This window comes from Vibrio sp. SCSIO 43133 (assembly GCF_023716845.1).
In the GTDB taxonomy this organism is placed as follows: Bacteria; Pseudomonadota; Gammaproteobacteria; order Enterobacterales; family Vibrionaceae; genus Vibrio; species Vibrio mediterranei.
Genome location: NZ_CP068024.1, coordinates 2014738 through 2040424 on the forward strand (window position 1 = coordinate 2014738; position 25687 = coordinate 2040424).

Below are 25687 nucleotides of genomic sequence, written 5' to 3' on the forward strand. Positions count from 1 at the left end.
GTGTTAAATTAACCCGCAAATTGTTCCCAATCCCAAATGACTGTTCCTAGACAGGTAACCGAATGAACAACAACAAAAGACCGCTCTATATCCCGTACGCGGGCCCTGCACTTCTCAGTACCCCACTTTTGAACAAAGGCAGTGCATTTTCTGCTGAAGAAAGAATGTCCTTTAACCTTGAAGGGCTTCTACCTGAAACAACAGAAACAATTCAAGAACAAGTAGATCGCGCTTACAAGCAATACACCAGCTTTGAAAGCGATATGGATAAACACATTTATCTGCGCAACATCCAAGATACTAACGAAACTTTGTTTTATCGCTTAGTACAAAATCATATCTCTGAAATGATGCCGATTATCTACACGCCGACTGTAGGCGCAGCGTGTGAGAACTTCTCCAACATCTATCGCCGTGGTCGTGGTCTTTTCATTTCTTACCCAAATCGTGATCGTATTGACGATTTGCTAAACAATGCACGTAACCACAACGTAAAAGTAATCGTTGTAACCGATGGTGAGCGTATTCTAGGACTGGGCGACCAAGGGATTGGTGGTATGGGCATTCCTATCGGTAAACTGGCATTGTACACAGCGTGTGGTGGTATCAGCCCAGCTTATACACTGCCTATTGTTCTTGATGTTGGTACGAATAACCCACAACGACTTGCTGATCCAATGTACATGGGCTGGCGCCATCCGCGAATTACTGGTGATGAATACCGAGCGTTTGTAGAAGACTTTATTCAAGCGGTTCAACGTCGCTGGCCAGATGCACTCGTTCAGTTTGAAGACTTTGCACAGAAAAATGCAATGCCATTACTTGAACGTTATAAGGATCGTATTTGCTGTTTCAACGATGATATTCAAGGCACCGCAGCGGTGACCGTAGGCTCTCTACTTGCAGCATGTAAAGCAGCAGGTAGCAAGCTTTCTGAACAGCGAGTTACCTTCTTAGGTGCAGGTTCTGCAGGTTGTGGTATTGCTGAAGCGATCATCGCGCAGATGGTGTCTGAAGGCATCAGTGATGCGCAAGCGCGCTCTCAAGTATTCATGGTTGACCGTTGGGGACTTCTACAAGAAGGCATGCCTAACCTACTCGACTTCCAACAACGTCTGGTACAAAAACACGAACAAACCAAAGAATGGACATCGGAGAACTCAGGCTTCTCATTACATGATGTTATTCGTAATGGTAAACCTACGGTTCTTATTGGTGTGTCAGGTGCGCCTGGTCTATTCAGCAAAGAGATCATCCAAGAGATGCATCAACATTGCGACCGTCCAATCGTATTCCCGCTATCGAACCCAACTAGCCGTGTTGAAGCAACACCAAATGACATCTTACGTTGGACAAATGGCCAGGCACTGGTTGCAACAGGCAGCCCATTCGACCCTGTAGTTGTCGAAGGTAAAACCTACCCTATCGCGCAATGTAACAACAGCTACATCTTCCCTGGTATTGGTCTAGGCGTACTTGCAGCGCAAGCATCACGCGTTACAGACGAAATGTTGATGGAATCAAGTCGTGCGCTCGCAGAGTGTTCTCCTCTTGCACAGAAAGGATCAGGTCAACTGTTACCGCCACTTGAAGAGATTCATTTAGTGTCTAAGAAAATTGCTTACGCCGTGGCGAAAAAAGCCATTGAACAAGGAGTGGCGAAAGAACGCTCAGATGAAACTCTGCGTGAAGCTATTGACGACAACTTCTGGCAGCCGGTTTACCGTAAATACAAACGTTCAGCATTCTAATCTGAATCGACATCACATTTAGGCTCTTGTTTACAAGAGCCTTTTTTTTGTTTAATAGTCAGCTCATTTCTATCGTTATACTGCAGCAAGGACATTGACATGCTCGATATTTTCGCTCCGGGAGGACGCTTTATTGCTCCTTATCTTTTTGAAGTTTCTACGGCATTAATCGCATGTTCTCTTGTCGTACTAGGTGCGGATATCAACCGCCTCTTAAGGAACGCATTACGAGATACAAATTTCGTAATTCGGACGGTCTGCTTTATACTACTCAATGCATTTGGCTATGGGTTGATCATTATTAAAGCCACCCCATTGTTAAAGAACGTATTAGTTAATACAGAACCAGGCTTGATGTTCGCCATCGTGGTTCTAAGCTTTGTGAGTATAGGTATTTGGGCTCAAAGGAATCGTCAGATTTAGTGACCTTTAGATTTAACAAGGAAACGTTGTTATCCAGCACCGTGCTTTCTTTCTTAAAGAGAGCACTTCGTATCGCTTGTTATACACTTGTTTTGTTCGTCGTCTTCATCGCGTCCATTGACCGTTGGGTGAGTTGGCAAGCCGAAGACCGGATTCTCACCTCTATCGACGATATTGATAATGTTCAGGTCGCAGTCGTTCTTGGCACGAGTAAGTATCTAGGTCGAACTCTCAACGAGTACTACTCCCATCGCATTGAGGCGGCGATTGACCTTTACAACGAAGGTAAAGTGTCTCATTTCCTACTCAGTGGCGATAACGCCCACCGTTCATACAATGAACCATGGACAATGAAACGAGACTTGTTGAGAGCAGAAGTTCCTGAGCCAGCTATCCACTTAGACTATGCCGGATTTAGAACGCTAGATTCGATTGTTCGTGCCAAAAAGATCTTTGATACCGATGACTTCTTAATCATCACGCAGAAGTTTCACTGTGAACGAGCTCTGTTTATCGCACGATCATACGATATTAATGCGACATGTTTAGCGGTGTCTGGACCGACATCCAAGTCAGGGTTTTCAGTAAGGTTAAGGGAAGTATTTGCCAGAACTAAGGCGTTTTTGGATTTGTATATTATGAATACTCAACCGAAGTTTTTGGGGCCGAAGGAGCCGATTATGGACACGGAAGAAGAAGGGTTAGTCGATGAACCAATTGCACCGTATGAAAAAGGCCTTCAGGAATAAAACCGAAGGCCTTGCCAGTTTATAACGGGTTATACAGTTGGAAAGTAATCATCTAAAGAGGTTTCAGCTTCGCCTATCTTGATAACTTCAACATTCTTGATGATCGTAAAGTCATCAGTACCATCGACACTAACTTTATACTCATTTCGATAAGTAGCCCCATGAGCTTCAACGGTAATTGCCGTTCCAGCTGCAAATACCAAACTATCTACACCGTGTCCGCCATCAACATAATCTTCACCTGAGCTTGCGTGGACCGTATCATCACCATGCATAACATTGATAATATCATCGTAATCGGAGCCAGTGACTGTATCCTCTCCAGCATCGGTCCACTTATCATTATAGGTCATTCCATGCCCTAAGCCACTGAAATCAATGACATCATCACCTCGGGTACCGTTTAGTATTTCTACGTTAGAAACAATGTCCGTGGATGTCACTTTGCCAGAAAGCACCGTCTCTACATTGAATGTATTACTACCATTCTCAGCTACAAATACGTTGAGAGAATCAGCGTTTTTGTACGTGTCATTGTAGGTAAGCGTATCAATACCTTCAGCTCCATCAATAACATCACTCTCTGCATAAGTCGCCAGATGTGCGGGCGCTTTTTTATCTGCGTAGATCGTATCATCACCAGACCCAGCATGAATATAGTCACTTCCCGCACCGCCATCCAAAGTATCATCACCACCTTGATAGGTGAATCCAACACCATTATCGCCAAATAGAACATCATTACCTGAGCCACCGGTTAGATCATCATGCCCATGTGTGCCAATTAGCATCGAATCAACATCATCTTCACCCTTCAAATTGTCGTAGGCATTATGTCCAGTCACTAATGTGTACGTTCCTTCTGTAAAGGTTACTTTTTCAACATCTTGAAGTTGGTCTTTACCGTCGCGCCCAGCAACCGTATCAGTTACGGTCAGACGATTTTGGAAATGGTACTCCTTGTACGAGCCACTAAATACAGCAGTATCCACACCCGTACCACCATTCAGAGAGTCATTTCCGGCACCACCATGAAGAAGATCATCACCTTCCCCGCCATTTAAAACATCGTTACCACCTTGATAAGTAAAGCCAACTCCATTGTCTCCTAGTAGGACATCATCGCCGCTACCACCATTTAAAGTATCATCGCCGGTAAATCCAACTAATAGTGTATCCGCATTACTAGCGGTTAGATTATCACCCGCATTATGACCGCGTAAGAATGCAAACTCACCGTCAGCAAAAGCAAAAGTTTCTGTATTCTTGACGAAATCATTACCGTCCCGTCCACCAACTAAATCTCTAACCTCGGTATTACCACCAGATTGGTGTAAATAGTTGTAGTCCAATACCGAACCACTAAATATGGCCTTATCGACACCTTCCCCACCATCTAAACGGTCGTTACCGGCACCTCCATGGAGAATATCATCACCTGCTCCACCATTGAGGTTGTCGTTTCCACCGTTGTAGGTAAAACCAACACCATTATCGCCAATCAACACGTCATTGCCTGTACCACCAGTAAGATCATCATGACCATGTGTACCGATTAGAAGAGAATCAACTCCATCTTCAGCTTTCAAATTATCGTATGCGTTATGACCTGTCACTAATGTATACGTGCCGTCGGCAAAACTTGCCTTCTCAACGGTTTTATCGAGTTGGACTATTCCATCTCGGTCATCAACAGTATCTGTTACTGTAAGGCGATTTTGATAGTGATAGTCTAATACTGAACCCTCAAATACCGGAATTTCACCAGTTAGGATACCTACGATATTTTCTGTTGTCTGCGCATCAACTGGGTCTTCAGCATCATCGAGGATTCGTGCAATATACGGATCTTCGGCTAAGCCATTCAACGTAATAGTCGTACCCTTGTTACCTTTGCCAACATCTTCAAAAAAAGTGAGCACAAGATTACTGTTCTCTACCGAAATCGAAAGTTTTTCCGCAATGGCTTTATCAACAAACACATCAGCTTTTTCTAATCCGGTAGCGTCTTCGTTAAAGGTCAAGTCCTCACCAAAAAACTTATTGTCTAACTTCTCGACTTTAGTACTAAGTTTTTCGTCAACTCTAGATTCATGTTTCTCATTACGTGTTAACTCGTTTTCTGAAATAAAGTGTTTTCGGTCAAGAATAAACTGTAAGTTATCGGTTCCGACTTTAAAGTCCGTAATGGTATTTTCACCGCCATGTGTGATACGCATTGCAAACGTGTCCGAACCTTCCCCACCGATGAGCCTATCATTGCCAACGCCGCCGAATAACAGGTCGCTATCATCTCCACCTTTCAGAGTATCATCGCCACGATTCCCTTCGAGAATATCTTCTCCTTTACCACCAATAATTTGGTCATCACCAGCTTTTCCTATGATATGTTCACTCGCTTTATTACTTCCAAACACATGATTATCATCGGCATCAAGTCGAATGAAAGTCTCACTTCCATCTAAAAAAACTTTTTCAGTAGCCATAATTAATTCCCTATTTCCTTTGCCAATCTGTTGTTGATACATCAAGTGCACGTGTACACTACTCAACATCATTCACTAAATCTCTCTCATCCCCTTCTCCATACTCTGTATCAGCGGAGAAAGTAGATAATCAAGAACAGTGCGTTCCTCTAGTACTATTTGTGCTTCTACCGGCATACCCGGTTTCAGATCTAAGCCAAGATCCAGAAGCTCCGTTGCATCGAGGGCTATCTTTCCTTGATAGAAATGACCGCCTAGCCGCTCATCTACGATGCTGTCCGCGGAGAGGTGTATAAGCTCACCTGTTACCGCTGGGACTTGTCGAAAGCTGTATGAAGTCAAGCGGATGTTTGCCGACAAACCTTCATACACCGATTCGATATCCTTGGGTTGAATGTTAACGCTTGCGACTACTCGGGTGTTGTTAGGGACGATCTCCAGTATCGTGCTTGTTGGAGCAACAACACCACCTTGAGTGTGAATAACGAGATTGATCACATCGCCTCCAACTGGAGCGCGTACTTCTATGCGGTCGTTTAGCGTATTAGACGCTTTTAGCTGTTTTAAGATTGCTTGCTCTTCCGAAACTAGCTCTTGCTTTTTCTCTTGAGCGGTGCGCATAAAATCTATTTTTAGTGCGTCCATTTGAGATTCAAGCTCAGCAACTTTGTTATTGGTTCTTTTGATTCGAGTACGGTGCTCCGCTATTTTTGCCACCAAGCTTGAGTACTCTCTCTTTAGTTCAAGAAAGGCAACTTTTGATACATACCCTTTTTCTAATAGAGCTGAGTTCGCTTCGATTTCTTCGTTGAGCAATGTCAGAGAATGTTCGTCGCTTGAAAGCCAAGCCTTGTAGCTGTCTCTATCATTCTCTGATTGAGCCATTTGCTGGCGGAGTGACATCATTTGTTCTTTATGAATCAGACGATTCTGGTTCAACAGTGATGCTTGATCACGACGTATCTGACTTTGAATCGGAGTCAGGTTCTCCTCAGTCCCCCAATTAATCGCCTCTCCTGAAAGCTCTGCGTCAATTCGAGCTAGGCGAGCTTGGACTATAAAACGTTTTTGATTCAGTTGTTCGAGTTGACTAACAAGCAATGGATCGGAGAGCACCAGTAACAAATCTCCTTTTTCGACACGCTGACCTTCTTTGACGAGAAGCGTTTCGACTACCCCTCCGGTATGATGCTGCACTTTCTGATTCTCGAGCTCTGTCACCAATTTCCCTGGTGCCAACGAGGCTGAACTTAATGGTGCGCTATAACTCCAATAGCCAATTCCAATAAAGCAAACCAACAATACGAGCCAACCAAACAGAATGAAGTTGGTCAAAGAGAGATTGAACGAACGGGATGTCTCTGAATGATTTAGTTTCATGACACACTCCCTATGCTGTTTGCTGACGATGCTGGAATATTTAAGATCTCGGTCGTTTTACCGTATTGCTGGAGGCGTCCTTCACCTAACACCATGCATAAGCTGGTATGCTGAATAATCGACATACGGTGTGAAATGACAATGACGGTAATTTGCTTGTGATGTGCATGAGCAATGAAATCGATCAGTGCCGCCTGCCCTAGATGGTCAAGATTAGAATCGGGCTCATCCAATATAAGTAAGGCTGGTTTTGTATATAGCGCACGAGCCAAGGCAATTCGTTGCTGTTGTCCACCAGACAATCGGATTCCTAGTGCACCAACCAGTGTTTGATAGCCATTTGGGAGTGACAGAATCATCTCGTGAACACCAGCTAATTTGGCTGCATCGACGATGTCCTTCGCATCAACATTCTCATCGAATCGGCAAATATTTTGCGCAATCGTGCCCGATAGCAACTGACTATTTTGGGAAACATAACCAACTTGCCTCCCTAGTTCTGATACTTGGCGCTGGTTAAGTGTTGCGCCATCAATGCGCACCTCACCGCTTACAGGTTTAACCAAACCTAGAATAGCTTTGACCAATGTTGATTTGCCTACACCGCTACCTCCAACAATAGCTACCGATGCACCAGCAGGAATGGAAAAAGTAAGATCTTCGAGCAACGGCTTCTCACTACCTTGGTGACCTAAGAAAACTTTGTCGAATCCGACAGCGCCTTTAATCTTTGGTAGTTCGACGACTTCTTTTGGTTGTTCGAGATAAGACTTGCGTAATCTTTGATGTGCTTTCCAACCTTCTAACCAGCTTTGCCAGTTATGGATCGCCTGCTCAACTGGCGCTAAAACTCGGCTCATAATCATCGATGCGGCAATCAATACTCCAGCACCAACTTCGTTCTCTAATACCAGAATGACCGAAACGCATAGCACTCCAATTTGCAACAGCATCCGAGCATACTTAGCAAGTGCTAAAATCGCTCGAGAAATTCTGTCTGCGTTCGCTTTGTCTACTGTCGGATTTATTGATTCCTTACGCCACTTCGCGACCAAATTGTCATTCATACCTAATGCTTGAACAATCTCAGCGTTTTTAAGCCAATCACTAGTTAATGTATTGAATGTACTCGCATGGTCGCTTGCATTATTCTGCAAGCGCTTCGTCACTATCATACTTATGATCGATATAACAAAGAGAACCGTTGCGCCTGCTAACGCAAAGTGACCAAGCAGCGGGTGCATGAGATACATGACCGCTAAAAAAACAGGTGCAAATGGAGCATCAAATAACGCAAAGATCCCAGGAGAAGTGAGAGTTTCTTTAACTCGAGATAAATCAGTTAGAGATTGGCTGAATATTCCATTGCTTTGTTGTGACTTGAGCATAGAAACATTAAAGGCGAAGTCTGCGGACTGTTGCTCAACGCCATATCCATAACGCAACATTACTTGCCCGCGAACCCAATCGAGTAGCGCTTGAATAGATAAGAGGAACAATGCAACTATTGCAAGCATTACAAGCGTTTCGCGACTTTCGGAAGAAAGAACACGATCAAAAACTTGCATCGAAAATAAAGGAAGCACAAGAAAAAGCACATTTACCGCAATAGAAACCACGGTAATAAAAATAAGAACTTTCTTGTTTATTTTAAAGTACTGCGTATTATTAAAACTACCAGCATCCTTGCTTAAAGTAGACGTCATGTTAGCCTCAGACGGTTATTTATCCTGTCATTGATTTAATAAATAAAAATGACAAAGGAATTATTTAAATATTGCCGACTTCGATATTAGACCTATTTCTGACACTTTATTTACAAAATGCTCGGCTAACCCTAACCAACCACACTTGTTCCACTTTTTGAGACCTGTTACATAACTTTTACACAATTAATGCATTATTTGTCACAAAAATCAGTGATACTGTGATATAAATCGCATTTTGATAACTATATTAATAAACTTTCGTTTAATACCAGACTAACAATTTGAAATTAGAGATGACTGATTCATATAATCTAAAAAGCTAATTAACCTAGGCATTATTATGATGCGCATTTATATTGCACCAATTTTGTGCATGAGTTTCTTCAGTCATATTGTTTACGGAAAAGAGATTTTAAAAATATTATCTTGGCATGGATATACCGACACAGATATTGTATCTATTTTCGAAAATAAAAATAACATCGACATTGAAGTAACTTATGTAAATAATGACAAACAGTTAAGAGAGAAACTTGATGATAGAAATCAAGTTTATGACCTTGTTGCCCTAAATTCCTCTGAGCTACAACGATATATCAAATTGCGAAAATTTATTCCAATCGACATATCCAAAATAGAAAACAGTAAATGGATCAGCAATCAATTCGCACCACTGTCAACAAACCCAGAAATCACCTTTAACGGTAATATCTACGGCCTCCCCTATACCTATTCATCAATGGGAATCATCTACAATGCCGATCGTGTAAAATCTGCTCCAACTTCTTGGCAAGATTTCTGGTCACCGGAATACCATCACAAAACGCTTGGATATGATGGCGGGACACATAATGTGAGTTTAGCCGCACTGGCATTGGAGCTACCCGATCCTTTTAAGATTCCAAAATCAGACGACGAGCTCATTGCTAAAAAACTGATATCGCTGAGAGAGAATACGTTAACGTTCTATCGTTCACTCGAAGAGGCAACAGAGCTATTTAATCGCTTTGAACTATCAATCATGTTTGCGAATTTTGGCCATCAACAAGTTGATTCGCTTAAAAAGACGGGTGCCAATATAGAATATACGATTCCAAAAGAGGGAGCATTGGCTTGGTTAGATTGTTGGTCAATCTTGTCTACTTCCAAACAGACTGAACTTGCTCACCGCTGGATTGATTTTGTGCTAGAACCATGGGTTCAACTTGAACTAACTAAGCGTCATGGACTACAAAGTCCTCTTAACCAGTTTTCTGAAAGCGATAATAAGGAAAAGTTGATATGGCTTTCACCTGTAGAATCACCGGAAAAACGTGAAGCCATGTGGGATTCAGTATACAGCGGTAAACCACTTCCCACGGTAATGGAACATACCAAGAGAACGAGGCAATGAAGCTTTCTACGAAAATTACACTGATGTTCACATGTACATTGTTAGTTTCATTTTCAACTCTAGCTTGGCTAAGCTATCAAGGCTCTAAGGCACTGCTTGCCGATAATATCAAAACAAAAATGGTACAAACCACAGGAATTGCCACTCGCGCTTTGCAGGAGAAACTGCAAGATATTGAGCGAACCAATGATATGTTAGCGATGTTGGTCAAAGATAAGCTCGACAAACAGTATGCTAAAACTGAGCTGGCAGCAGCCATCATTCCATTTATTCAAAACAACTCAACCTATAACAGTGTCTCGATTATCCACCAAAACACAGCACTTAGAGAAATCCTCAGAATTCAAACAGGGCCTAACCAGAAAATACATGCTGTAGAACTAAATGAGCTCAACAACCTTACTCATATTCCATTGTTTGTCGAAGCTACAAAAATTCATGCGGGAGAAATCTACGTCTCTCCAGTTTCTACCCATTATGACCGTATCGTTCATCATGAATCTACGCCTTACGTATTTATTGTTTATCCTCTCAATCTCAAGAGTGATGAAAGTACATCTTTATTGTTCACTGTCGATATCAAAGCCTTAATGGAAAAAGCGACCTCTTTAATGGATGACCCGACAACGTTTATGATCGCTAATACCAATGGAGATTATTTGCTTCATCCAGACAGAGACAAGCAGTTTAGTTTTATGAGAGGAAAAGTTGAACAAGTCCAGAATGACTATCCAAATGCGCTGACAACCGTTAATCACGGACATTCAAGCTTCTTTGAACTAAATACGAACACTAAAGATAACAGCTTGTATTACGCAAGCTTCGCGTTAGCAAAGTTTCAGATCCATCAAACTTCGAGTGCCTATATTTTGGGCCACGTCAGACAAGACTCCATCGGTAGCCTGTGGCGGGAAAACACAATCAAGAGCGTACTGATTACTACTATGGTATTGCTGTCAATCGCATCTGTACTTTCATTTTCTCTATTTCGATACGTTACGCTGCCCCTCACTCACATTGCCTCCTTTGCACAAAGGATTACGTTGGGAAAGAAAACAACTCCTTATCAATATAACCAACGAGATGAGATTGGAGATGTCGCGCAAGCACTCAATTACCTTCAAAACAATCTCAACGTCCAGTATGAAAAGCTCAAGAACTCGGAACAAAAGTTTCAAGAACTTGCTCGCAAGGATGATTTAACAGGCCTGCCGAACAGAAAAGATTTTTCTGTTCGGTTAGAGAACGAAATCCAACACCATCGAATCAATCAACTTCACTTTGCACTACTGTTTGTTGATGTTAATAACTTTAAACTGGTCAACGACCATATCGGACACCATGCCGGAGATGAACTCTTAAAGAAAATAGCTCATGTTCTGGCTGGAGAACTGCGTAGCAGTGATCTGGTATGTCGGCATGGTGGTGACGAGTTCATCATCTTGCTTTCAAATCTTAGGCAGTTGACTATCATACATACGATTTGCGACAAGCTGCATCAGTCGATGGAGAGACTCGTTGGCTGTGAAAGGTTACTCCATCAAAATCTATCACTTAGTATAGGTGTTGCCATTTACCCAGAATCTTCTAATCAGCCCATAGAACTCATTCAATTGGCTGATAAAGCTATGTATGAAGCAAAGAAAAATGGCCATGCTCAAACTTATTGGCACACTCCCTTTCGATAGTTTTTTCGACAGATTCTAACTCTTGTTTTTGCTACACTGGGCAAAACAACTAAAAGAGTAATGTCATGTCACTATTAGCCTCAGGTACGCTGTCCAAAATGCGTGCCTCTCTAGATTCGCAAGTTCAATACCGTTTACCCGTTGGTGAACAAGAAGTAGAACTTACCTCGTTTATTGGAAAGACGCTGACCCTTACCCATACTGGTAACATTTTCTGTAGCTCTTGTGGCAAAAAAACAAAGAAGAGCTATTCACAAGGCCATTGCTTTGTTTGCATGAAAAAACTAGCAAGCTGCGATATGTGCATTATGAAGCCTGAAACTTGCCACTATGATCAAGGCACTTGTCGTGAACCCGAGTGGGGCGAAGCCAATTGCATGGTTGATCATTTCGTCTACTTATCTAACACCTCCAGCTTGAAAGTAGGTATTACACGTCATACGCAAATTCCTACTCGTTGGATAGACCAAGGGGCAACACAAGGTTTACCGATTCTGAAAGTTAAAACGCGTCAGATATCAGGCTTAATTGAAGTTGAGCTTGCCAAGCACATTGCAGATAAAACCAACTGGAGAACCTTGTTAAAGCAAGATGGTGACCCGATAGAGTTAGTAGAAAAAGCACAAGAATTATTACCACTTGTCGCCGACAAAATTGCAGAGATTAAAGCTCAATATGGTAACGATGCGATAGAAGTACTAAGCGAACTGATTACGCCGATCAGCTATCCAGTTGAAGTTTATCCGACCAAGATTAAGTCGCATAACTTTGATAAAGAGCCCGTGGTCACAGGAACGTTACAGGGTATCAAAGGTCAATACTTAATCTTTGATACCGGAGTGATCAATATTCGCAAATTCACCTCCTATGAAGTTGAAGTTTCCGCCTAACGAAGAACATCCAAAGAAAAGCCCGCAAACGCGGGCTTTTCTATCACTAGATATTCTCTATGGCATCGAAAAATCGGTCAACTTCTTCGAGAGTGTTGTAATGCATAAAACCGACCCGTAATACACCGCCCTTATCTTCTAGTCCGAGTTGTTTGACTAATCCTAGTGCGTAGAAGTGGCCATTCCATACGCAGATATTCTGTTCACTAAGAGATTTTGCCATCAATTCTGGTGAATGCTTACTTGAACGAAGAGCAAACGTCGGTGTGCGCCTGCTATGAGCCGAATCAGCTATTCCATAAAGGCTTAACGAATCACATCGCGATAGTCGCTCCAAAAAGTAGCGGCTTATTTGCTCTTCATGGTAACCAATATCCTTGAACGCGGACACAAGTTGTTGCCGTAAACTCTGCCCTTTACCCCAGCTAGCTAGATAACGAACCGCCTCAATGAAACCAGCCATCGCTTCAAAGTTTTGCGTGCCAGTTTCAAACCGCCCTGGGCCAATATCTGTTGCTGGTTCGACTTTATATGGTTTCAATGACTGCAACCACGTCGGTGAGATATAGGCTAACCCTAAGTGAGGTCCAAAGAACTTGTATGCAGAACAGACCAGAAAATCACACTCTAGGTCTTGTACGTCTACCAATGCATGTGGCGCAAAGTGAACCGCATCGACATAGACTAGTGCCCCTACCCGTTTTGCCAGCTCCACAATACGCTTAATATCAGTTATAGAACCAGTGGTATTGGACGCGTAAGTCACGGCGATCAATCTGGTTTTTTCAGAAATTAGACTCTCTAAATGTTCAAAATCCAAAGAGCAGTCACTTTCATCGACTTTAACCTGTTTGACCACCGCACCTTTATCTTCTGCAGCTTGTTGCCAGCTTGATACATTTGAGTAATGGTCCAGCGCCGTAACGATGACTTCATCATTAGGCTGCCAGTTTCTCGCTATCGCTCTACTCAACTGAAATGTCAACGATGTCATGTTGGCGCCAAACACGATGTTGTCCACCTCTTCGGCATTAAGTAGTGCTTTTCCATGGTGGCGGGCTTTTGTAACAAGCTCCACTGTTTCTTTGCTAGAAAAGTAGTGACCACCTAAATTAGAATTGTGCTGGCCAAGGTAATCCGTCATGGCTTTAAGAACTGAGCCTGGTACTTGAGAACCTCCGGGACCATCAAGGAATACCACTGACTGGCCGTTATAAGATTGATGAAGAGCAGAAAAGTGCTCTCGAGCAGAACTAGGAGTGAAGTGCATTGCGCATATCCTTAGCGGTTAATACAAACACGTCCATGTAGCCTGCGTTTTGATTATCAATACAGCGGATTGGCTGAGCATTGTGCCAAAGCTTAGAGTCGTCAAGGATAGCTACTTCCCCATTTTCCAGTACTTTTCTGAAAAACGGAGCTTCACCATTATCGTTGTAGAGCATGATCTCACCGCCTACGATGTTTTCTCGACCAATACCGACCAAGGCAATATGGTCAAATCCATCTTGATGTACACCTTCTGGAGCAACCTCGGTTTCATCGTAAACCGCTGCGATCCTCATCTGATGAATTTCAATTTCCTGTCCGTCAGGTAAGGCATTCGTGTTAACAAAAAGCGTAACCAGTTCCAACATCGCAGAGCTCTGCAGAGTCGATTCTAAAACAGGTTCAAACTGTCTAATCACATCGCCTTGAAAGTGGTTAAAATGCTCAGACTGAACAAAGCAATTATCACCTTTGTCTACAATTTGACCTTTTTCAAAACGCACCACCGAATAACGACGTAAGCGATATTTGCCATCAGCATGTTCCGTGTTAGGTAGCGTGGCAAAAGATGGGGCCAATTGTTCAGTGGAACGGCCACTCAGGCTAGTAAGATGTAATGTACTTTCAACACTATGTAGCATCATTAACTCCTTTCAATGTTATGCCAAAAACAATGTGTTTCACATTTTATTTACAAGCCATTAAATATTAACAATTCTGCAAGATCAACATTTCACAGCCTTTTAAACCATACATTCGAACAAAAAGGAACAATCACCTACAATAAACCAACTTAACAGCGGCATGCTCTAATTATCGATTTCAACCCACTAAAAACCTAGCATTGTTAACTAGACAAGAAAATATTATGTTATTTAACAATTATTTATGGCAAAAATAACTATTAACTCATCGTCTTTGCAAAGGTGAATCGTTAAAGTGTTAGCCACCATCTAGATTATCAATCCTAGTATTTATCTCTAATCGGACGGAACAAATGGAAATATGCATTTGATGCGTTCGATTAACAACTAACTGCTCAAAATGACATCAGTTATCACAAATCTAGTATTGATTAATTCACCGTAACCCCAATATATTAGGTAATTAAGATGCACCGATAGAAGGTGCAATAAGAATGACTGAAGTGAGACAACAAAATGGCTGACACAAAACACTGTAAATTGCTTATCTTAGGTTCTGGCCCTGCTGGTTATACCGCGGCTGTTTATGCGGCACGTGCCAACCTCGATCCTGTTCTAGTGACTGGAATGCAACAAGGTGGACAGCTCACAACGACCACTGAAGTGGAAAATTGGCCAGGTGATGCCGAAGGATTGACGGGCCCTGCTCTAATGGATCGGATGAAAGAGCACGCTGAGAAATTTGAGACCGAGATGATCTTCGATCACATTAATAAAGTCGATTTCAGTACTCGCCCGTTTAAGTTGTTTGGCGACTCTCAGAGCTATACTGCCGATGCAGTTATCATCTCAACGGGCGCATCAGCCAAATACCTTGGCCTAGAATCAGAAGAAGCGTTCAAAGGACGTGGCGTTTCAGCTTGTGCGACATGTGACGGTTTCTTCTATCGCAACCAGAAAGTTGCGGTTGTTGGCGGCGGCAATACCGCTGTTGAAGAGGCTCTTTATCTATCAAATATCGCTTCAGAGGTTCACCTAATCCACCGTAGAGACACATTCCGTGCAGAAAAGATTCTCGTTAAGCGTTTGATGGACAAAGTAGAGTCAGGCAATATCGTCCTGCATACCGACCGTACGTTGGAAGAAGTCGTTGGTGATGATATGGGCGTCACTGGCGTACGAATTAAAGATACACAGTCAGAAGAAATTGAACACATTGATGTTATGGGTGCATTTATCGCCATTGGTCATCAGCCGAATACTGACTTGTTCGAAGGTCAGCTTGAAATGAACAACGGCTATATTGTTGTGAAATCCGGCCTAGAAGGCAATGCTACGCAAACAAGCATTCCCGGTATTTACGCTGCTGGCGACGTGATGGACCATAACTACCGCCAAGCGATTACTTCAGCCGGAACAGGATGCATGGCAGCGTTAGATGCTGAGCGATTCCTTGACGCACAGTCATAAATTTAACATTTCGTCTCATTATTTTTGAAAACAAGAAACCCATAGGTATGCCCTGTGGGTTTCTTTTTGTATAATCGCCGTTTCTTCTAATAATAATACTCATTAAGCCTTCTACATGGATAAGAAAAAACAACGGAGCTTGAATAATTGGCTCAAGACGCAAAGTAAGCTTGCTAAACGCTGGCTCGCTATTGCGATTGGCCTTGGCGTTCTTTCAAGCCTGTTTTTGCTAGCGCAAGCTGCGCTTATCGCCACAATATTGCACCAACTCATTATTGAGCATGTCGACAAATATGGACTCATTCCGCACTTCTTAGGGTTACTAGTAGCCGTTGCTGGGCGTGCTGGATGTGCTTGGGGGCGCGAAATCGCTGGATTCAAATGTGGCGAGCAGATACGTTGTTACATAAGGCAACTCATCCTTGATAAGTTACGCGAACTAGGACCAACTTATATAAAAGGCAAACCTGCTGGCACATGGGCAACACTAGTTCTTGAACAGGTGGAAGAAATGCAAGATTTCTTCGCTAAGTACTTGCCGCAAATGTCCCTCGCTGTTGCTGTCCCTATTATCATCCTTATCGTTGTATTTCCTATCAACTGGGCTGCAGGTCTAATTTTCCTTGTCACCGCACCACTTGTTCCTCTGTTTATGGCATTCGTCGGAATGAAGGCTGCCGACGCTAACCGTAAAAACTTTAAGGCTTTACAACGTCTTTCTGGTCACTTTTATGACCGATTGCAATCCATGACAACAATTCGTCTCTTCAATCGCACAGAAACTGAGACAGAGGTACTACGTGGTGCGTCTGAAGTATTTCGTAAACGCACAATGGATGTATTACGACTTGCCTTCCTTTCGTCTGCGGTTTTGGAGTTCTTTACATCAATCTCCATCGCCATCACTGCTGTCTATTTTGGCTTCAGCTATATTGGTGAGCTTAACTTTGGTCATTATGGTGTCGGCGTTACCTTGTTCGCTGGCTTATTCATTTTGATTTTAGCGCCTGAGTTTTATCAGCCACTGCGCGACTTAGGTACTTTCTACCATGCTAAAGCACAAGCCGTCGGTGCAGCAGAAAGTATTGTCGAGTTCTTGGATACAGAAGTTACCGCATTACCACAGGGCAGTCAGAACATTTCTCACCCTCAAAGCATCTCTATCGAAGCAATAGATCTAGAAGTTTTCAGCCCTGAGGGGACTCGCCTTGTCGGTCCAATTAGCTTTAAAATAAACGCCAACGAAGCCGCTGCGTTAGTCGGCCCGAGCGGCGCAGGCAAAACCAGTTTGGTCAACGCCATTTTAGGATTTATGCCTTATCAAGGTTCATTAAAAGTGGCAGGTATTGAACTTAAAGACCTCGACCAAACCGACTGGCGTAAAAACATCAGCTGGGTTGGCCAAAACCCACTGCTACTTCATGGAACGATTCGCGACAACATCACCCTAGGTAATAATGATGTTAACCAAGAGCAAGTCAACAATGCTCTTTTGGCGTCGTTCTCGGCTGAGTTTGTCGAAAAACATGGTTTGGATTATCAAGTTACCGATCGTTCCGGAGGTCTTTCGGTCGGTCAAGCTCAGCGTATCGCGTTAGCAAGAGCAATGGTACAAAACGGTAACTTCTGGTTACTAGATGAACCGACTGCAAGTCTGGACGCCAAAAGTGAACGTCTTGTTACTCAAGGTATACACACCAGTACCGCAGGTAAAACGACATTGATGGTCACCCACCAGCTCTCTCAACTAAAGAACGTAGATACCATATTAGTGATGAATCAAGGCCGTCTGGAACAACAAGGCAGTTATGATTCGCTTTCAGACTCAGATGGCTTATTCAGCACCATGTTGTCTGCCCATCAATCATCCGTTGCTCAAGATAAGGGGAATTTAGATGCGTGATTTACTCCCTTACTTAAAACTGTATAAAAAGCATTGGTTTGGCCTGTCTTTGGGTATGCTTCTCTCCTTTGCAACACTTTTTGCGTCCATTGGCCTACTCACTCTATCAGGCTGGTTTATTTCTGCTGCTGCAGTCGCAGGCTTAACCATTGCTCGCGAAACTTTTAACTATATGTTGCCAGGTGCCGGTGTACGTGGCGCGGCAATGGCGCGCACCGCTGGACGTTGGGGTGAACGTGTAGTCAGCCACAACGCTACCTTCAAACTACTCACCGATCTTCGAATCTTCTTTTTCACCAAGTTAGCGCCGCTTATTCCCGGTAAAGCCGTCAACATTCGCGATGCGGATATGCTCAACCGTCTTGTGGCAGATGTTGATGCCATGGACCACGTCTATTTGCGTCTTGTTAGCCCAATTATCGTCGGTGTATTTGGTATCTTATGTCTGACCGCTGTTCTTTGTTGGTTTGACATGACGCTAGGCCTCACGCTTGGCGCAATTCTAATGCTGCTGCTTATCACGTGGCCAATCGTTTTCTACCGCTTGGGAAGCAAGAATGGGGAAGCGTTAACACTAAATAAAGCTGAGCTTCGCATTCGTACCTTAGACTGGTTACAAGGTTATAGTGAACTGACGCTTTTTGGCGCTGAATCTCGCTACCGAAAAGCTATTGTGACTGCGCAAGACAAGTTGATTACCAATCAGTTGGTTCATGCAAAAATATCTGGTATGGCTCAGGGTCTGCTGATTCTTGCTAATGGTTGGCTGCTCATACTGATGCTGTGGCTAGCAGCGGATGGCGTGGGTGGAAATCAACCTGATCCTCTAATCGCGTTAATGGCCTTTGCGACCATGGCAAGCTTTGAACTGCTTATGCCTATTGCAGGTGCATTCCAGTATCTAGGTCAGACGCTGACCTCCGCCAAGAGACTAAATGAGGTGATTCTAGCAACGCCGGAAGTCACCTTCCCTGACGATCCTGTGACGCATTCGAACGAGTACTCCATCGATATCGATCACGTTTGCTTTAGCTACCCAGACGCTAACGAAAAAGCACTTCGCGATGTGTCACTTTCTGTGAAGGGTGGACATCGTTTGGCTATTGTTGGTCAAACTGGTTCAGGTAAGTCAACGCTGTTGCAACTCATTTCACGTTACTGGGATGTCGACCAAGGGAAGATTACCCTTGCCGGTGCTCAGATTCAAAACTGGAGTGAAGGTCAACTTCGCGAAGCAACTAGCATTGTTAGCCAGAAAGTCGACATCTTGAATGGCACACTACGTGATAACTTGTCTATGGCGAAGCCGTCCGCTTCTGATGAGGAGCTTATCGCTGCTCTAGATAAAGTAGACCTGGCACATTTGGCTGAAGACAATGGCTTGGACGCATGGTTGGGTGATGGCGGACGTCAACTTTCCGGTGGCGAAAAGCGCCGTATTGGTATCGCACGAGCACTGCTACATGATGCGCCGATCTTATTACTTGATGAGCCTACTGAAGGCTTAGACAAAAAGACTGAGCAACAAATCATGCAGTTGTTTGACCAACACTTTAACGGTAAAACGGTTATTTTCATCACTCACCGCTTAGTGCATTTAGAAACATTTGACGCCATCTGCTTACTCGAAGACGGTGAAGTGTTGGAGTACGGCCACCACCAAGTGCTTCTTGACGAGAAAGGTCGATACTACGAACTGCATCAAACGCTTTAACGGCTAATATTCACCATACGAAAAGCCCGCTTCCCTATGTCACTAACATATTGAAGCGGGCTTTTTCATCCAATTAATTGTAGTAGCAATAGTTTTCTATTTATCCTACTTCTCTGTATCTTGAGTTCCACACTCTCTACGTGCTCTTACTTGGGTGATGCGATTATTCTTAACCTTCAGTACTTCAAAGTCCCATTGTTGATAGCAAATGTGTGTCCCGGCTTTTGCCACACTCCCAACCTGCCAGGACAAAAAACCGTTCAAGGTTTGGAAGCCCTCATCAAACTCTCCCTCTAGTTCTTGAATATCCAGCTTATGTTTCAGCTCGTTGATTGGAATTAATCCATCAATAATCCAACTTCCATCAGCAAGCAACTTAGCCCAAACTTGTTGCGGAGCCATCCCCAACTCCCCAGCAATAGACTTAAGCAAGTCATAATGAGTAACTAACCCTTGGACGTCACCATACTCATCAACTAAAAACGCCATCTCAGAGCTGGTTTGCTGCATGTGGTTGAGAAGAGCTAATCCTTTCATTGATTCAGGAACAAATCTTGGCTTACGCAACATTTTCGCGAGTTTACCCGCCGAAAGCACTTCATACTCATCCAATAGATTCTTTGAAGATACCGTACCAATGATGTTATCAAGACCACCACGACACACGGGCCATACAGAGTGCTTGGTTTGCCTAAGCTCATTGAGTGCTTGTTCAATCGGTTTATCTATATCAAGATGATGTATGTCGCTACGGGGCGTCATAAGTGACGTTACCGCTCTATCATTTAGATGCAATAAATTGCGGATCATCACCAATTCTTGCTGTTCTATAGCGCCTGTTTCTGAACCTTCTCGCACTAAAGAAATGATGTCTTCTTCGGTCACGCAATCGCTTTGTCCCTCCTTTTGACCAAGAAGACGAAGCACCGCATCAGTGGATACCGATAAAAGCTTAACAAAAGGGCTGGTTAATAATGATAGCCAATGTATTGGATAGGCAACGAGAATAGCAATTCGCTCTGCGTTGTTTTGCGCAAGCCGCTTTGGAACTAACTCTCCTACGACGATCGCGAAATAAGTAATCGATATAACTACGCTCGCTGTAGCCAAAATATTCGCAAGTTCAGGGTCTATGCCTTTTGAGTGCAACCAGACTGACAACGGCGCAGATAAAACTGCCTCACCAAATATCCCGCTGAGAATACCGATTGCAGTAATACCGATTTGAATAGTAGAGAGGAATAATGTGGGGTTATTTTTAAGCTTTAACGCAAGTTGCGCAGATTTCTGTCGTTCTGCCATTTTTCGCAGTCGACCACTTTTCGCTGCCACTAAAGCGATTTCTGACATGGCAAATAAACCATTCAGCCCAATTAAACTTGCTAATAAGATAATGTCCATAAACCGATCCAGTGATGCACACATAGCAAGCATAAACGAGTTGTCAGCAATGAAGCTGTGAATTAGTGCATAATTACTGAGTCCTATTTATTGGGTTATTTATGGACACAATAGATAATATTAATAAGAGAGAAAATTGCCATTTACCCAAAAGAAAAGCCGAGCTTAACTGCTCGGCTCTATTAGAAATAGTCAGTACCGTTTAAGAGAACTGCTCTTCAAACTCTTTCATGAAATCCACTAACGCCTGTACACCTTCGATCGGCATCGCATTGTAGATTGATGCGCGCATACCACCTACGGCGCGGTGGCCTTTCAGTGCGCGCAAACCACGTTCATCTGCCAGTTCCAAGAATTTAGCATCTAGTTCAGGTTTTGATAGCTGGAACGGCACGTTCATTAGCGAACGGTTGTTCTCGTGTACATTGTTGTGGTAGAAGTCAGAAGCATCAATGTGATTGTAAAGAATCGCCGCTTTGTCTCGGTTAATCTTCTCAATTGCAGCAACACCGCCCTGCTCTTTCAGCCACTTAAACACTAAACCAGACAAATACCACGCAAAAGTTGGCGGCGTGTTGTACATAGAGTCTTTTTCAGCGAGCACTTTGTAATTTAAAAATGTCGGTAGGACATCGTTGGCTAGATCAAGCAAATCATCGCGTACAATCGCAATACAGATACCGGCAGGTCCAATGTTCTTTTGCGCGCCCGCATAAATAACGCCGTACTGTGACACATCGATTTGACGTGAAAGAATCGTCGAAGACATATCCGCTACAATTGGTAGCTCAGTCTGCGGTAGTTCATTGATTTCAATACCGTCGATGGTTTCATTTGGACAGAAGTGAACGTATGCCGAGTCGGCATCAATGACCCATTCACTCACAGGTTGAACCGCAATTTTTCCATCTATTTCTGTCTTCGCTTTATGCACAACAGGTGTACAGTATTTTTCAGCTTCATCAATCGCACTTTCGGCCCAGTAACCTGCGTCAATGTAAGTTGCTTTGGTCTTTGAACCCAATAAATTAAGTGGTACAGCAGAGAATTGTGCTCTCGCTCCACCTTGGCAGAAAAGTACTTTATAGTTGGAAGGAATATTTAGCAGGTCTCTTAAATCTTGTTCAGCCTCATCCGCAACCTTGATGAAAGGTTTACTTCTATGGCTGATTTCCATCACCGACGTACCCAAATCATTCCAATCAAGCAACTCAGATTGTGCCTTTTGTAGTACCGCTCGAGGTAACCCAGCAGGACCAGCACTGAAATTGAATACGTTATGTGAAATCGGCTCCATGACCTTTATACTCCTGACTAAATACATAAAGAAGTGCCAGTAATATCACGTTTTTACGGAGATAAAAAGCAAGAAAAGAGGCCATCAGACCTCTTTTCTAATCATGAGTGGAATTTGTACTCACTTAGCGATTATTGCCCCATTGATTGCCCCATCAAGAGCGGCAAGAAAAGTGCAACTAGTGGAATTTTCTGGCCATTGGCAAATACCAGTTGACCGCCTTCAATATCAGCCTTCATTTGATAGCCTGCATCTTGTTGCGTCACCATCTCCATCACTACCAATTCATCAATACCTTGAGCAAGCATCGGGTTAACATTCACCATGCCTTCTGACATATACGCGTTCATGTTACCAGTCAGCGCTGGCATCACCACACTTGGATCACGTGATACATTTTCAGTCCCTTCAGGCACTTTTAGTAGCCAGTTAGATTTGAACTCATCATCCGCTACTTTGAAGTGCATGTCGTTCATCGCAACGTTAAAGCCACGCGCAAACAACGTCTCAATCAAAGGGGCTAAAGTAGTAATATCTGCTTGCGCGATAGTTGGATTAGTTTGATACAAGTCGACCAGCCCTTCGAATGATTTTCTATCTAGCGAGGTTAGCGCAAAGTCGACCTTGAGGTCGCTCAGTTGACCACCATCCGGATAGGTCATATTGCTCATACTGAATATGTGTTGGGTATCAATGCGATCCGCTTCAGAATCAAAAGACGATTTGAAGGTGTAGCCAAGATCATCAATATTCAAAATGCTAGTATGCATTTCATCGAGAATGGTGAAGTTTTTTAACGTCACACTCTGATCACCAAGCCAAAAACCTTGCTCTTTTTTCCCAACACCATTTGCAGACAAGTCTGTTAATGTCAGTTGTTCACCGTTTTCAAAATCCAATTGAATCGAAGGGATATTAGCATTGAACGTCAACTGACCTAGAACGGTTGCAGTACCTGTTGCCACTGACGGAGAAATAGACATGCTAACTTTCTGTGCATCATCTCCTTGATAACTCCAACTATCGAGTGACAATTCAAATTCAGTATTACCATTCAGCTGCGTCACTGTTTTTAACGCGAGAGGGAAATCAGGATAATTCTGGATATGCGAGTTCGCTGTTAAGCTGAATAAACCGTGACTAATTTCACTCTGAACCACAATTTCTGTGGGCAAGCCATCCACTTCTAACTGTTCTTTCAGAACAGGATCGTTAACTTGGTAGCGTGTTTCTACGTTAGAAGAAAGGTAACCGCGATCGTAGGTTACAATCTCTGCTGTAACACCTTCGTTGTTTAGTTGCTCTACACCATCCTCAACAACTTGTTGCCCGATATGTCCAACAGCCAGTGGCCAACATAAAACAAGCGCTACTGCACCGCCGATTGCGCCATATTTTTTCAATTGATTCATAGAGTATTTAAGACATTTTGTGAAGTATATTTCATTCAGTCTAACTCAAGTCGCTAGGATCTCCAATCTCATACCTAGTTCTCATAACCCCATGCTTTTTATTGATATATTAAAATTACTGTTGAGAGAATCGAATAGCGCAGGTTCATGACAAAGCGAAATCAATACGCCGTACTCTGTTTAGACAATGATCTGATTAATTTGGACACTCTGGATACTGAGCTGTCTCTCTATCAGTCACACTTTGATATTCATCTGGTGACGTCCATCAGTGAAGGACACGAACTGTTGCAATATATCGGTGCTCAAGGGCAACAGCTGGCGATGGTAATTGCCAGACATAGTCGTCTTTTCGATGGTGGAGAGTTTCTTATTCAGCTAGAACAAACTCTTCATGCTCAATCAGCGCGAAAGATACTGGTGAGCCGAACTAACTTCCAAGACGTTCAAGCGATTTTAAATGCCGTCAACGAAGGACGACTAGACCACTGCCTTACTCTACCCTTAGAACAAAAAGAGTTACACAAAACGGTCGTCAAAGAGCTCACTCAATTCGTTATCACTCACGAGAAAGACAACCTACTTCATTATGGCAAAGTACTCGATCAACAGAAGATTCTCCGCGCCCACATCGACCAAAAAATGCACTCCTATCGGGCCAGTTTTATTCACGATTTCCATGAACTATCAGACAAAGAACTCGCCGCCCAAGTCATTGAATCTCTGTTGGGATTTTTTGCCGAAAAAGACGAAACTCGTGCGGTAAGAGAGTATTCGCCCGAACACCTGTTAACCGTTGAAGGCCAGCCTAATGAATTTCTGTGGTTTATCGTCGAAGGTCAGGTGACACTGTATAAAAAAGATGAGTTAGGTCAACAGCGTGAAGTAGTACGACACAGTCGAGGCGGTATTGTCGGCGGTATGTCTTTTGTAACTGGCGAATGCTCGTTCTCAACCGCTATGACATTGACCGCAACGCAAGTTATTAAGTTAGATAGAAAGGTATTCACTCAAGTAATGCATTCTAATACCGACTTACTGCCACTCTTCACTAACTTGTTGCTGAGACACTTTAACCGTCGCTTACAACGTAGTATTGATACTAAACTCGAGTTGCAAAAGACATTGGAATCATTGGAATCGGCCCATCAACAGCTCATAGAACAAGAAAAAATGGCAATGTTAGGGCAGCTTGTCGCAGGTGTTGCCCATGAGCTAAACAACCCAGTTTCTGCGATTTTGAGAGGTGCAGAGACCGTTTCAGAGAAAATTGATTCTATACTTAAGCAAAACCATGACCCATCCACTTTTGAACTCGGATTGAATGTCCTTGAGCAAGCTAGACACTCCACACCACTCTCCACCTCGGAAATAAGAGCAAGAACTAAAAAGCTTCAAGAGACGCTCAAAGAGCGCCGACTAGCCAAACGACTGGTCAACCTCAACTTACAAGGTAATGAACAGCTTTTAGCGCAAGCAACGCTGTCACCAGATAAGCTAACGAGTGAGCTAGATAAACTTGAGAACTTTCAAGTAACCGGGGCCACTCTGCGTTCTATTCAAGTGTGTGCCCAACGAATTGCCGACATGGTCAAGAGCCTAAAAGGCTATGCGAGGCCAGATAATGAATCTTACGAATGTGTCGACTTACATGAAGGCATCGAAGATACGTTAGTCATTTTTGAGAACCGACTAAAACGGCACTCTCTCATTAAAGAGTATGGAAAGCTCCAACCGGTACTTTGCAAACCCATTGCCTTGCAGCAAGTTTGGACCAACCTTATTTCTAATGCGCTAGACGCACTCCCTGAAAAAGGGCAACTGACAATTCGGACTGACTGCGTCGCTCGGGAAGGTTCGCTATATAACATGTATCAGTTTATCGACAATGGTGCTGGCATTCCTCGCGATCAACTTGAGTCGATATTCGAACTTAACTTCACGACTAAGAAAGAAGGCAACTTCGGGCTGGGTATCGGTCTTTCTGTTTGCCAACAAATTTTGAACCAACATAAAGGCTGGATAGAAGTCGACTCTGAAGTTGGTGTTTATACCAATATGTCTGTACTCATCCCTGTCGACAACGATGACAAATTATAAGGAGTATT

General features: G+C 43.3%; 18 protein-coding genes. 10 read left to right on the forward strand and 8 right to left on the reverse strand.

Features of this window, described 5'->3' with window-relative positions; translation table 11 throughout:
• The first annotated feature begins 62 nt into the window (after positions 1-62).
• The 3 genes from JKJ11_RS09605 (at position 63) to JKJ11_RS09615 (ending at position 2923) form a co-directional block, all read left to right on the forward strand.
• Positions 63-1751 (forward strand): NAD-dependent malic enzyme, encoded by a 1689-nt coding sequence (locus JKJ11_RS09605; RefSeq protein ID WP_006070785.1) that lies wholly within the window; start codon positions 63-65, stop codon positions 1749-1751.
• A gap of 99 nt (positions 1752-1850) precedes the next feature.
• On the forward strand, positions 1851-2174 hold the full coding sequence (locus tag JKJ11_RS09610; protein ID WP_006070787.1) for a DUF3392 domain-containing protein: 324 nt from the start codon (positions 1851-1853) through the stop codon (positions 2172-2174).
• Positions 2175-2245: 71 nt separating this feature from the next.
• Complete coding sequence (locus tag JKJ11_RS09615) at positions 2246-2923, forward strand: SanA/YdcF family protein (protein WP_242456535.1); 678 nt, start codon at positions 2246-2248, stop codon at positions 2921-2923.
• 29 nt (positions 2924-2952) lie between these two features.
• On the opposite strand, the gene JKJ11_RS26040 is transcribed toward JKJ11_RS09615, so the two are convergent.
• From JKJ11_RS26040 to JKJ11_RS09640, 3 genes are all read right to left on the reverse strand, one after another.
• Positions 2953-5409, reverse strand: a complete 2457-nt coding sequence (locus tag JKJ11_RS26040) for a calcium-binding protein (RefSeq protein WP_198557915.1) — start codon at positions 5407-5409, stop codon at positions 2953-2955.
• 75 nt (positions 5410-5484) lie between these two features.
• Positions 5485-6789: an HlyD family type I secretion periplasmic adaptor subunit gene (locus tag JKJ11_RS09635; protein WP_252038069.1), complete on the reverse strand. Its 1305-nt coding sequence runs from the start codon at positions 6787-6789 to the stop codon at positions 5485-5487.
• The gene (locus JKJ11_RS09640; protein WP_252038070.1) at positions 6786-8495 is read right to left on the reverse strand and encodes a type I secretion system permease/ATPase; all 1710 of its coding nucleotides are present in this window, start codon (positions 8493-8495) and stop codon (positions 6786-6788) included. Before JKJ11_RS09640 ends, JKJ11_RS09635 begins: the two co-directional genes overlap by 4 nt.
• 343 nt (positions 8496-8838) lie before the next feature.
• Here JKJ11_RS09640 and JKJ11_RS09645 point away from each other — a divergent pair, with 343 nt between their 5' ends.
• The 3 genes from JKJ11_RS09645 (at position 8839) to JKJ11_RS09655 (ending at position 12469) form a co-directional block, all read left to right on the forward strand.
• Positions 8839-9891: an extracellular solute-binding protein gene (locus tag JKJ11_RS09645; RefSeq protein WP_252038071.1), complete on the forward strand. Its 1053-nt coding sequence runs from the start codon at positions 8839-8841 to the stop codon at positions 9889-9891.
• Entirely contained in the window at positions 9888-11579 is a 1692-nt protein-coding gene (locus JKJ11_RS09650; protein WP_252038072.1) for a GGDEF domain-containing protein, read from the forward strand. The genes JKJ11_RS09645 and JKJ11_RS09650 overlap by 4 nt, the downstream gene beginning before the upstream one ends.
• A 65-nt stretch (positions 11580-11644) precedes the next feature.
• A complete protein-coding gene (locus JKJ11_RS09655) occupies positions 11645-12469 on the forward strand; it encodes a DUF2797 domain-containing protein (RefSeq protein WP_252038073.1) in 825 nt (274 codons plus the stop codon).
• A gap of 46 nt (positions 12470-12515) precedes the next feature.
• Here the strand turns inward: JKJ11_RS09655 and JKJ11_RS09660 are convergent, their stop codons facing one another.
• On the reverse strand, positions 12516-13739 hold the full coding sequence (locus tag JKJ11_RS09660) for a cysteine desulfurase-like protein (RefSeq protein WP_252038074.1): 1224 nt from the start codon (positions 13737-13739) through the stop codon (positions 12516-12518).
• The gene (locus JKJ11_RS09665) at positions 13723-14382 is read right to left on the reverse strand and encodes a 2OG-Fe dioxygenase family protein (protein WP_171389159.1); all 660 of its coding nucleotides are present in this window, start codon (positions 14380-14382) and stop codon (positions 13723-13725) included. The genes JKJ11_RS09660 and JKJ11_RS09665 overlap by 17 nt, the downstream gene beginning before the upstream one ends.
• 516 nt (positions 14383-14898) lie before the next feature.
• Between JKJ11_RS09665 and trxB the strand changes: the two genes are divergently transcribed.
• The 3 genes from trxB (at position 14899) to cydC (ending at position 19469) form a co-directional block, all read left to right on the forward strand.
• The gene (gene trxB, locus JKJ11_RS09670; protein WP_088877488.1) at positions 14899-15852 is read left to right on the forward strand and encodes a thioredoxin-disulfide reductase; all 954 of its coding nucleotides are present in this window, start codon (positions 14899-14901) and stop codon (positions 15850-15852) included.
• 115 nt (positions 15853-15967) lie between these two features.
• Entirely contained in the window at positions 15968-17755 is a 1788-nt protein-coding gene (gene cydD / locus JKJ11_RS09675) for a heme ABC transporter permease/ATP-binding protein CydD (protein WP_252038075.1), read from the forward strand.
• Complete coding sequence (gene cydC, locus JKJ11_RS09680) at positions 17748-19469, forward strand: heme ABC transporter ATP-binding protein/permease CydC (RefSeq protein WP_252038076.1); 1722 nt, start codon at positions 17748-17750, stop codon at positions 19467-19469. Before cydD ends, cydC begins: the two co-directional genes overlap by 8 nt.
• 105 nt (positions 19470-19574) lie before the next feature.
• Here the strand turns inward: cydC and JKJ11_RS09685 are convergent, their stop codons facing one another.
• The 3 genes from JKJ11_RS09685 to JKJ11_RS09695 all read right to left on the reverse strand — a co-directional run bounded on the left by JKJ11_RS09685 (position 19575) and on the right by JKJ11_RS09695 (position 23579).
• Entirely contained in the window at positions 19575-20870 is a 1296-nt protein-coding gene (locus JKJ11_RS09685) for a hemolysin family protein (RefSeq protein WP_252038077.1), read from the reverse strand.
• Positions 20871-21072: 202 nt separating this feature from the next.
• A complete protein-coding gene (gene serC / locus JKJ11_RS09690; protein ID WP_252038078.1) occupies positions 21073-22167 on the reverse strand; it encodes a 3-phosphoserine/phosphohydroxythreonine transaminase in 1095 nt (364 codons plus the stop codon).
• 131 nt (positions 22168-22298) lie between these two features.
• On the reverse strand, positions 22299-23579 hold the full coding sequence (locus JKJ11_RS09695) for a DUF945 family protein (protein ID WP_038230239.1): 1281 nt from the start codon (positions 23577-23579) through the stop codon (positions 22299-22301).
• A 147-nt stretch (positions 23580-23726) separates the two neighbouring features.
• Here JKJ11_RS09695 and JKJ11_RS09700 point away from each other — a divergent pair, with 147 nt between their 5' ends.
• Positions 23727-25679 carry an ATP-binding protein gene (locus JKJ11_RS09700; protein ID WP_252038079.1) on the forward strand — a complete coding sequence of 651 codons (1953 nt, stop codon included), beginning with the start codon at positions 23727-23729 and terminating at the stop codon, positions 25677-25679.
• Positions 25680-25687: the final 8 nt, after the last annotated feature.

Excerpts from the sequence above, each read along its gene's own strand:
- trxB (WP_088877488.1), top strand. The coding sequence starts at position 14,899 with ATGGCTGACACAAAACACTGTAAATTGCTTATCTTAGGTTCTGGCCCT.
- JKJ11_RS09695 (WP_038230239.1), bottom strand. The coding sequence starts at position 23,579 with ATGAATCAATTGAAAAAATATGGCGCAATCGGCGGTGCAGTAGCGCTT.
- JKJ11_RS09685 (WP_252038077.1), bottom strand. The coding sequence starts at position 20,870 with ATGGACATTATCTTATTAGCAAGTTTAATTGGGCTGAATGGTTTATTT.
- JKJ11_RS09700 (WP_252038079.1), top strand. The coding sequence starts at position 23,727 with ATGACAAAGCGAAATCAATACGCCGTACTCTGTTTAGACAATGATCTG.
- JKJ11_RS09610 (WP_006070787.1), top strand. The coding sequence starts at position 1,851 with ATGCTCGATATTTTCGCTCCGGGAGGACGCTTTATTGCTCCTTATCTT.
- JKJ11_RS09635 (WP_252038069.1), bottom strand. The coding sequence starts at position 6,789 with ATGAAACTAAATCATTCAGAGACATCCCGTTCGTTCAATCTCTCTTTG.
- JKJ11_RS09660 (WP_252038074.1), bottom strand. The coding sequence starts at position 13,739 with ATGCACTTCACTCCTAGTTCTGCTCGAGAGCACTTTTCTGCTCTTCAT.
- serC (WP_252038078.1), bottom strand. The coding sequence starts at position 22,167 with ATGGAGCCGATTTCACATAACGTATTCAATTTCAGTGCTGGTCCTGCT.
- JKJ11_RS09655 (WP_252038073.1), top strand. The coding sequence starts at position 11,645 with ATGTCACTATTAGCCTCAGGTACGCTGTCCAAAATGCGTGCCTCTCTA.
- JKJ11_RS09605 (WP_006070785.1), top strand. The coding sequence starts at position 63 with ATGAACAACAACAAAAGACCGCTCTATATCCCGTACGCGGGCCCTGCA.
- JKJ11_RS09650 (WP_252038072.1), top strand. The coding sequence starts at position 9,888 with ATGAAGCTTTCTACGAAAATTACACTGATGTTCACATGTACATTGTTA.
- cydD (WP_252038075.1), top strand. The coding sequence starts at position 15,968 with ATGGATAAGAAAAAACAACGGAGCTTGAATAATTGGCTCAAGACGCAA.
- JKJ11_RS09645 (WP_252038071.1), top strand. The coding sequence starts at position 8,839 with ATGATGCGCATTTATATTGCACCAATTTTGTGCATGAGTTTCTTCAGT.
- JKJ11_RS09640 (WP_252038070.1), bottom strand. The coding sequence starts at position 8,495 with ATGACGTCTACTTTAAGCAAGGATGCTGGTAGTTTTAATAATACGCAG.
- JKJ11_RS26040 (WP_198557915.1), bottom strand. The coding sequence starts at position 5,409 with ATGGCTACTGAAAAAGTTTTTTTAGATGGAAGTGAGACTTTCATTCGA.
- cydC (WP_252038076.1), top strand. The coding sequence starts at position 17,748 with ATGCGTGATTTACTCCCTTACTTAAAACTGTATAAAAAGCATTGGTTT.
- JKJ11_RS09665 (WP_171389159.1), bottom strand. The coding sequence starts at position 14,382 with ATGATGCTACATAGTGTTGAAAGTACATTACATCTTACTAGCCTGAGT.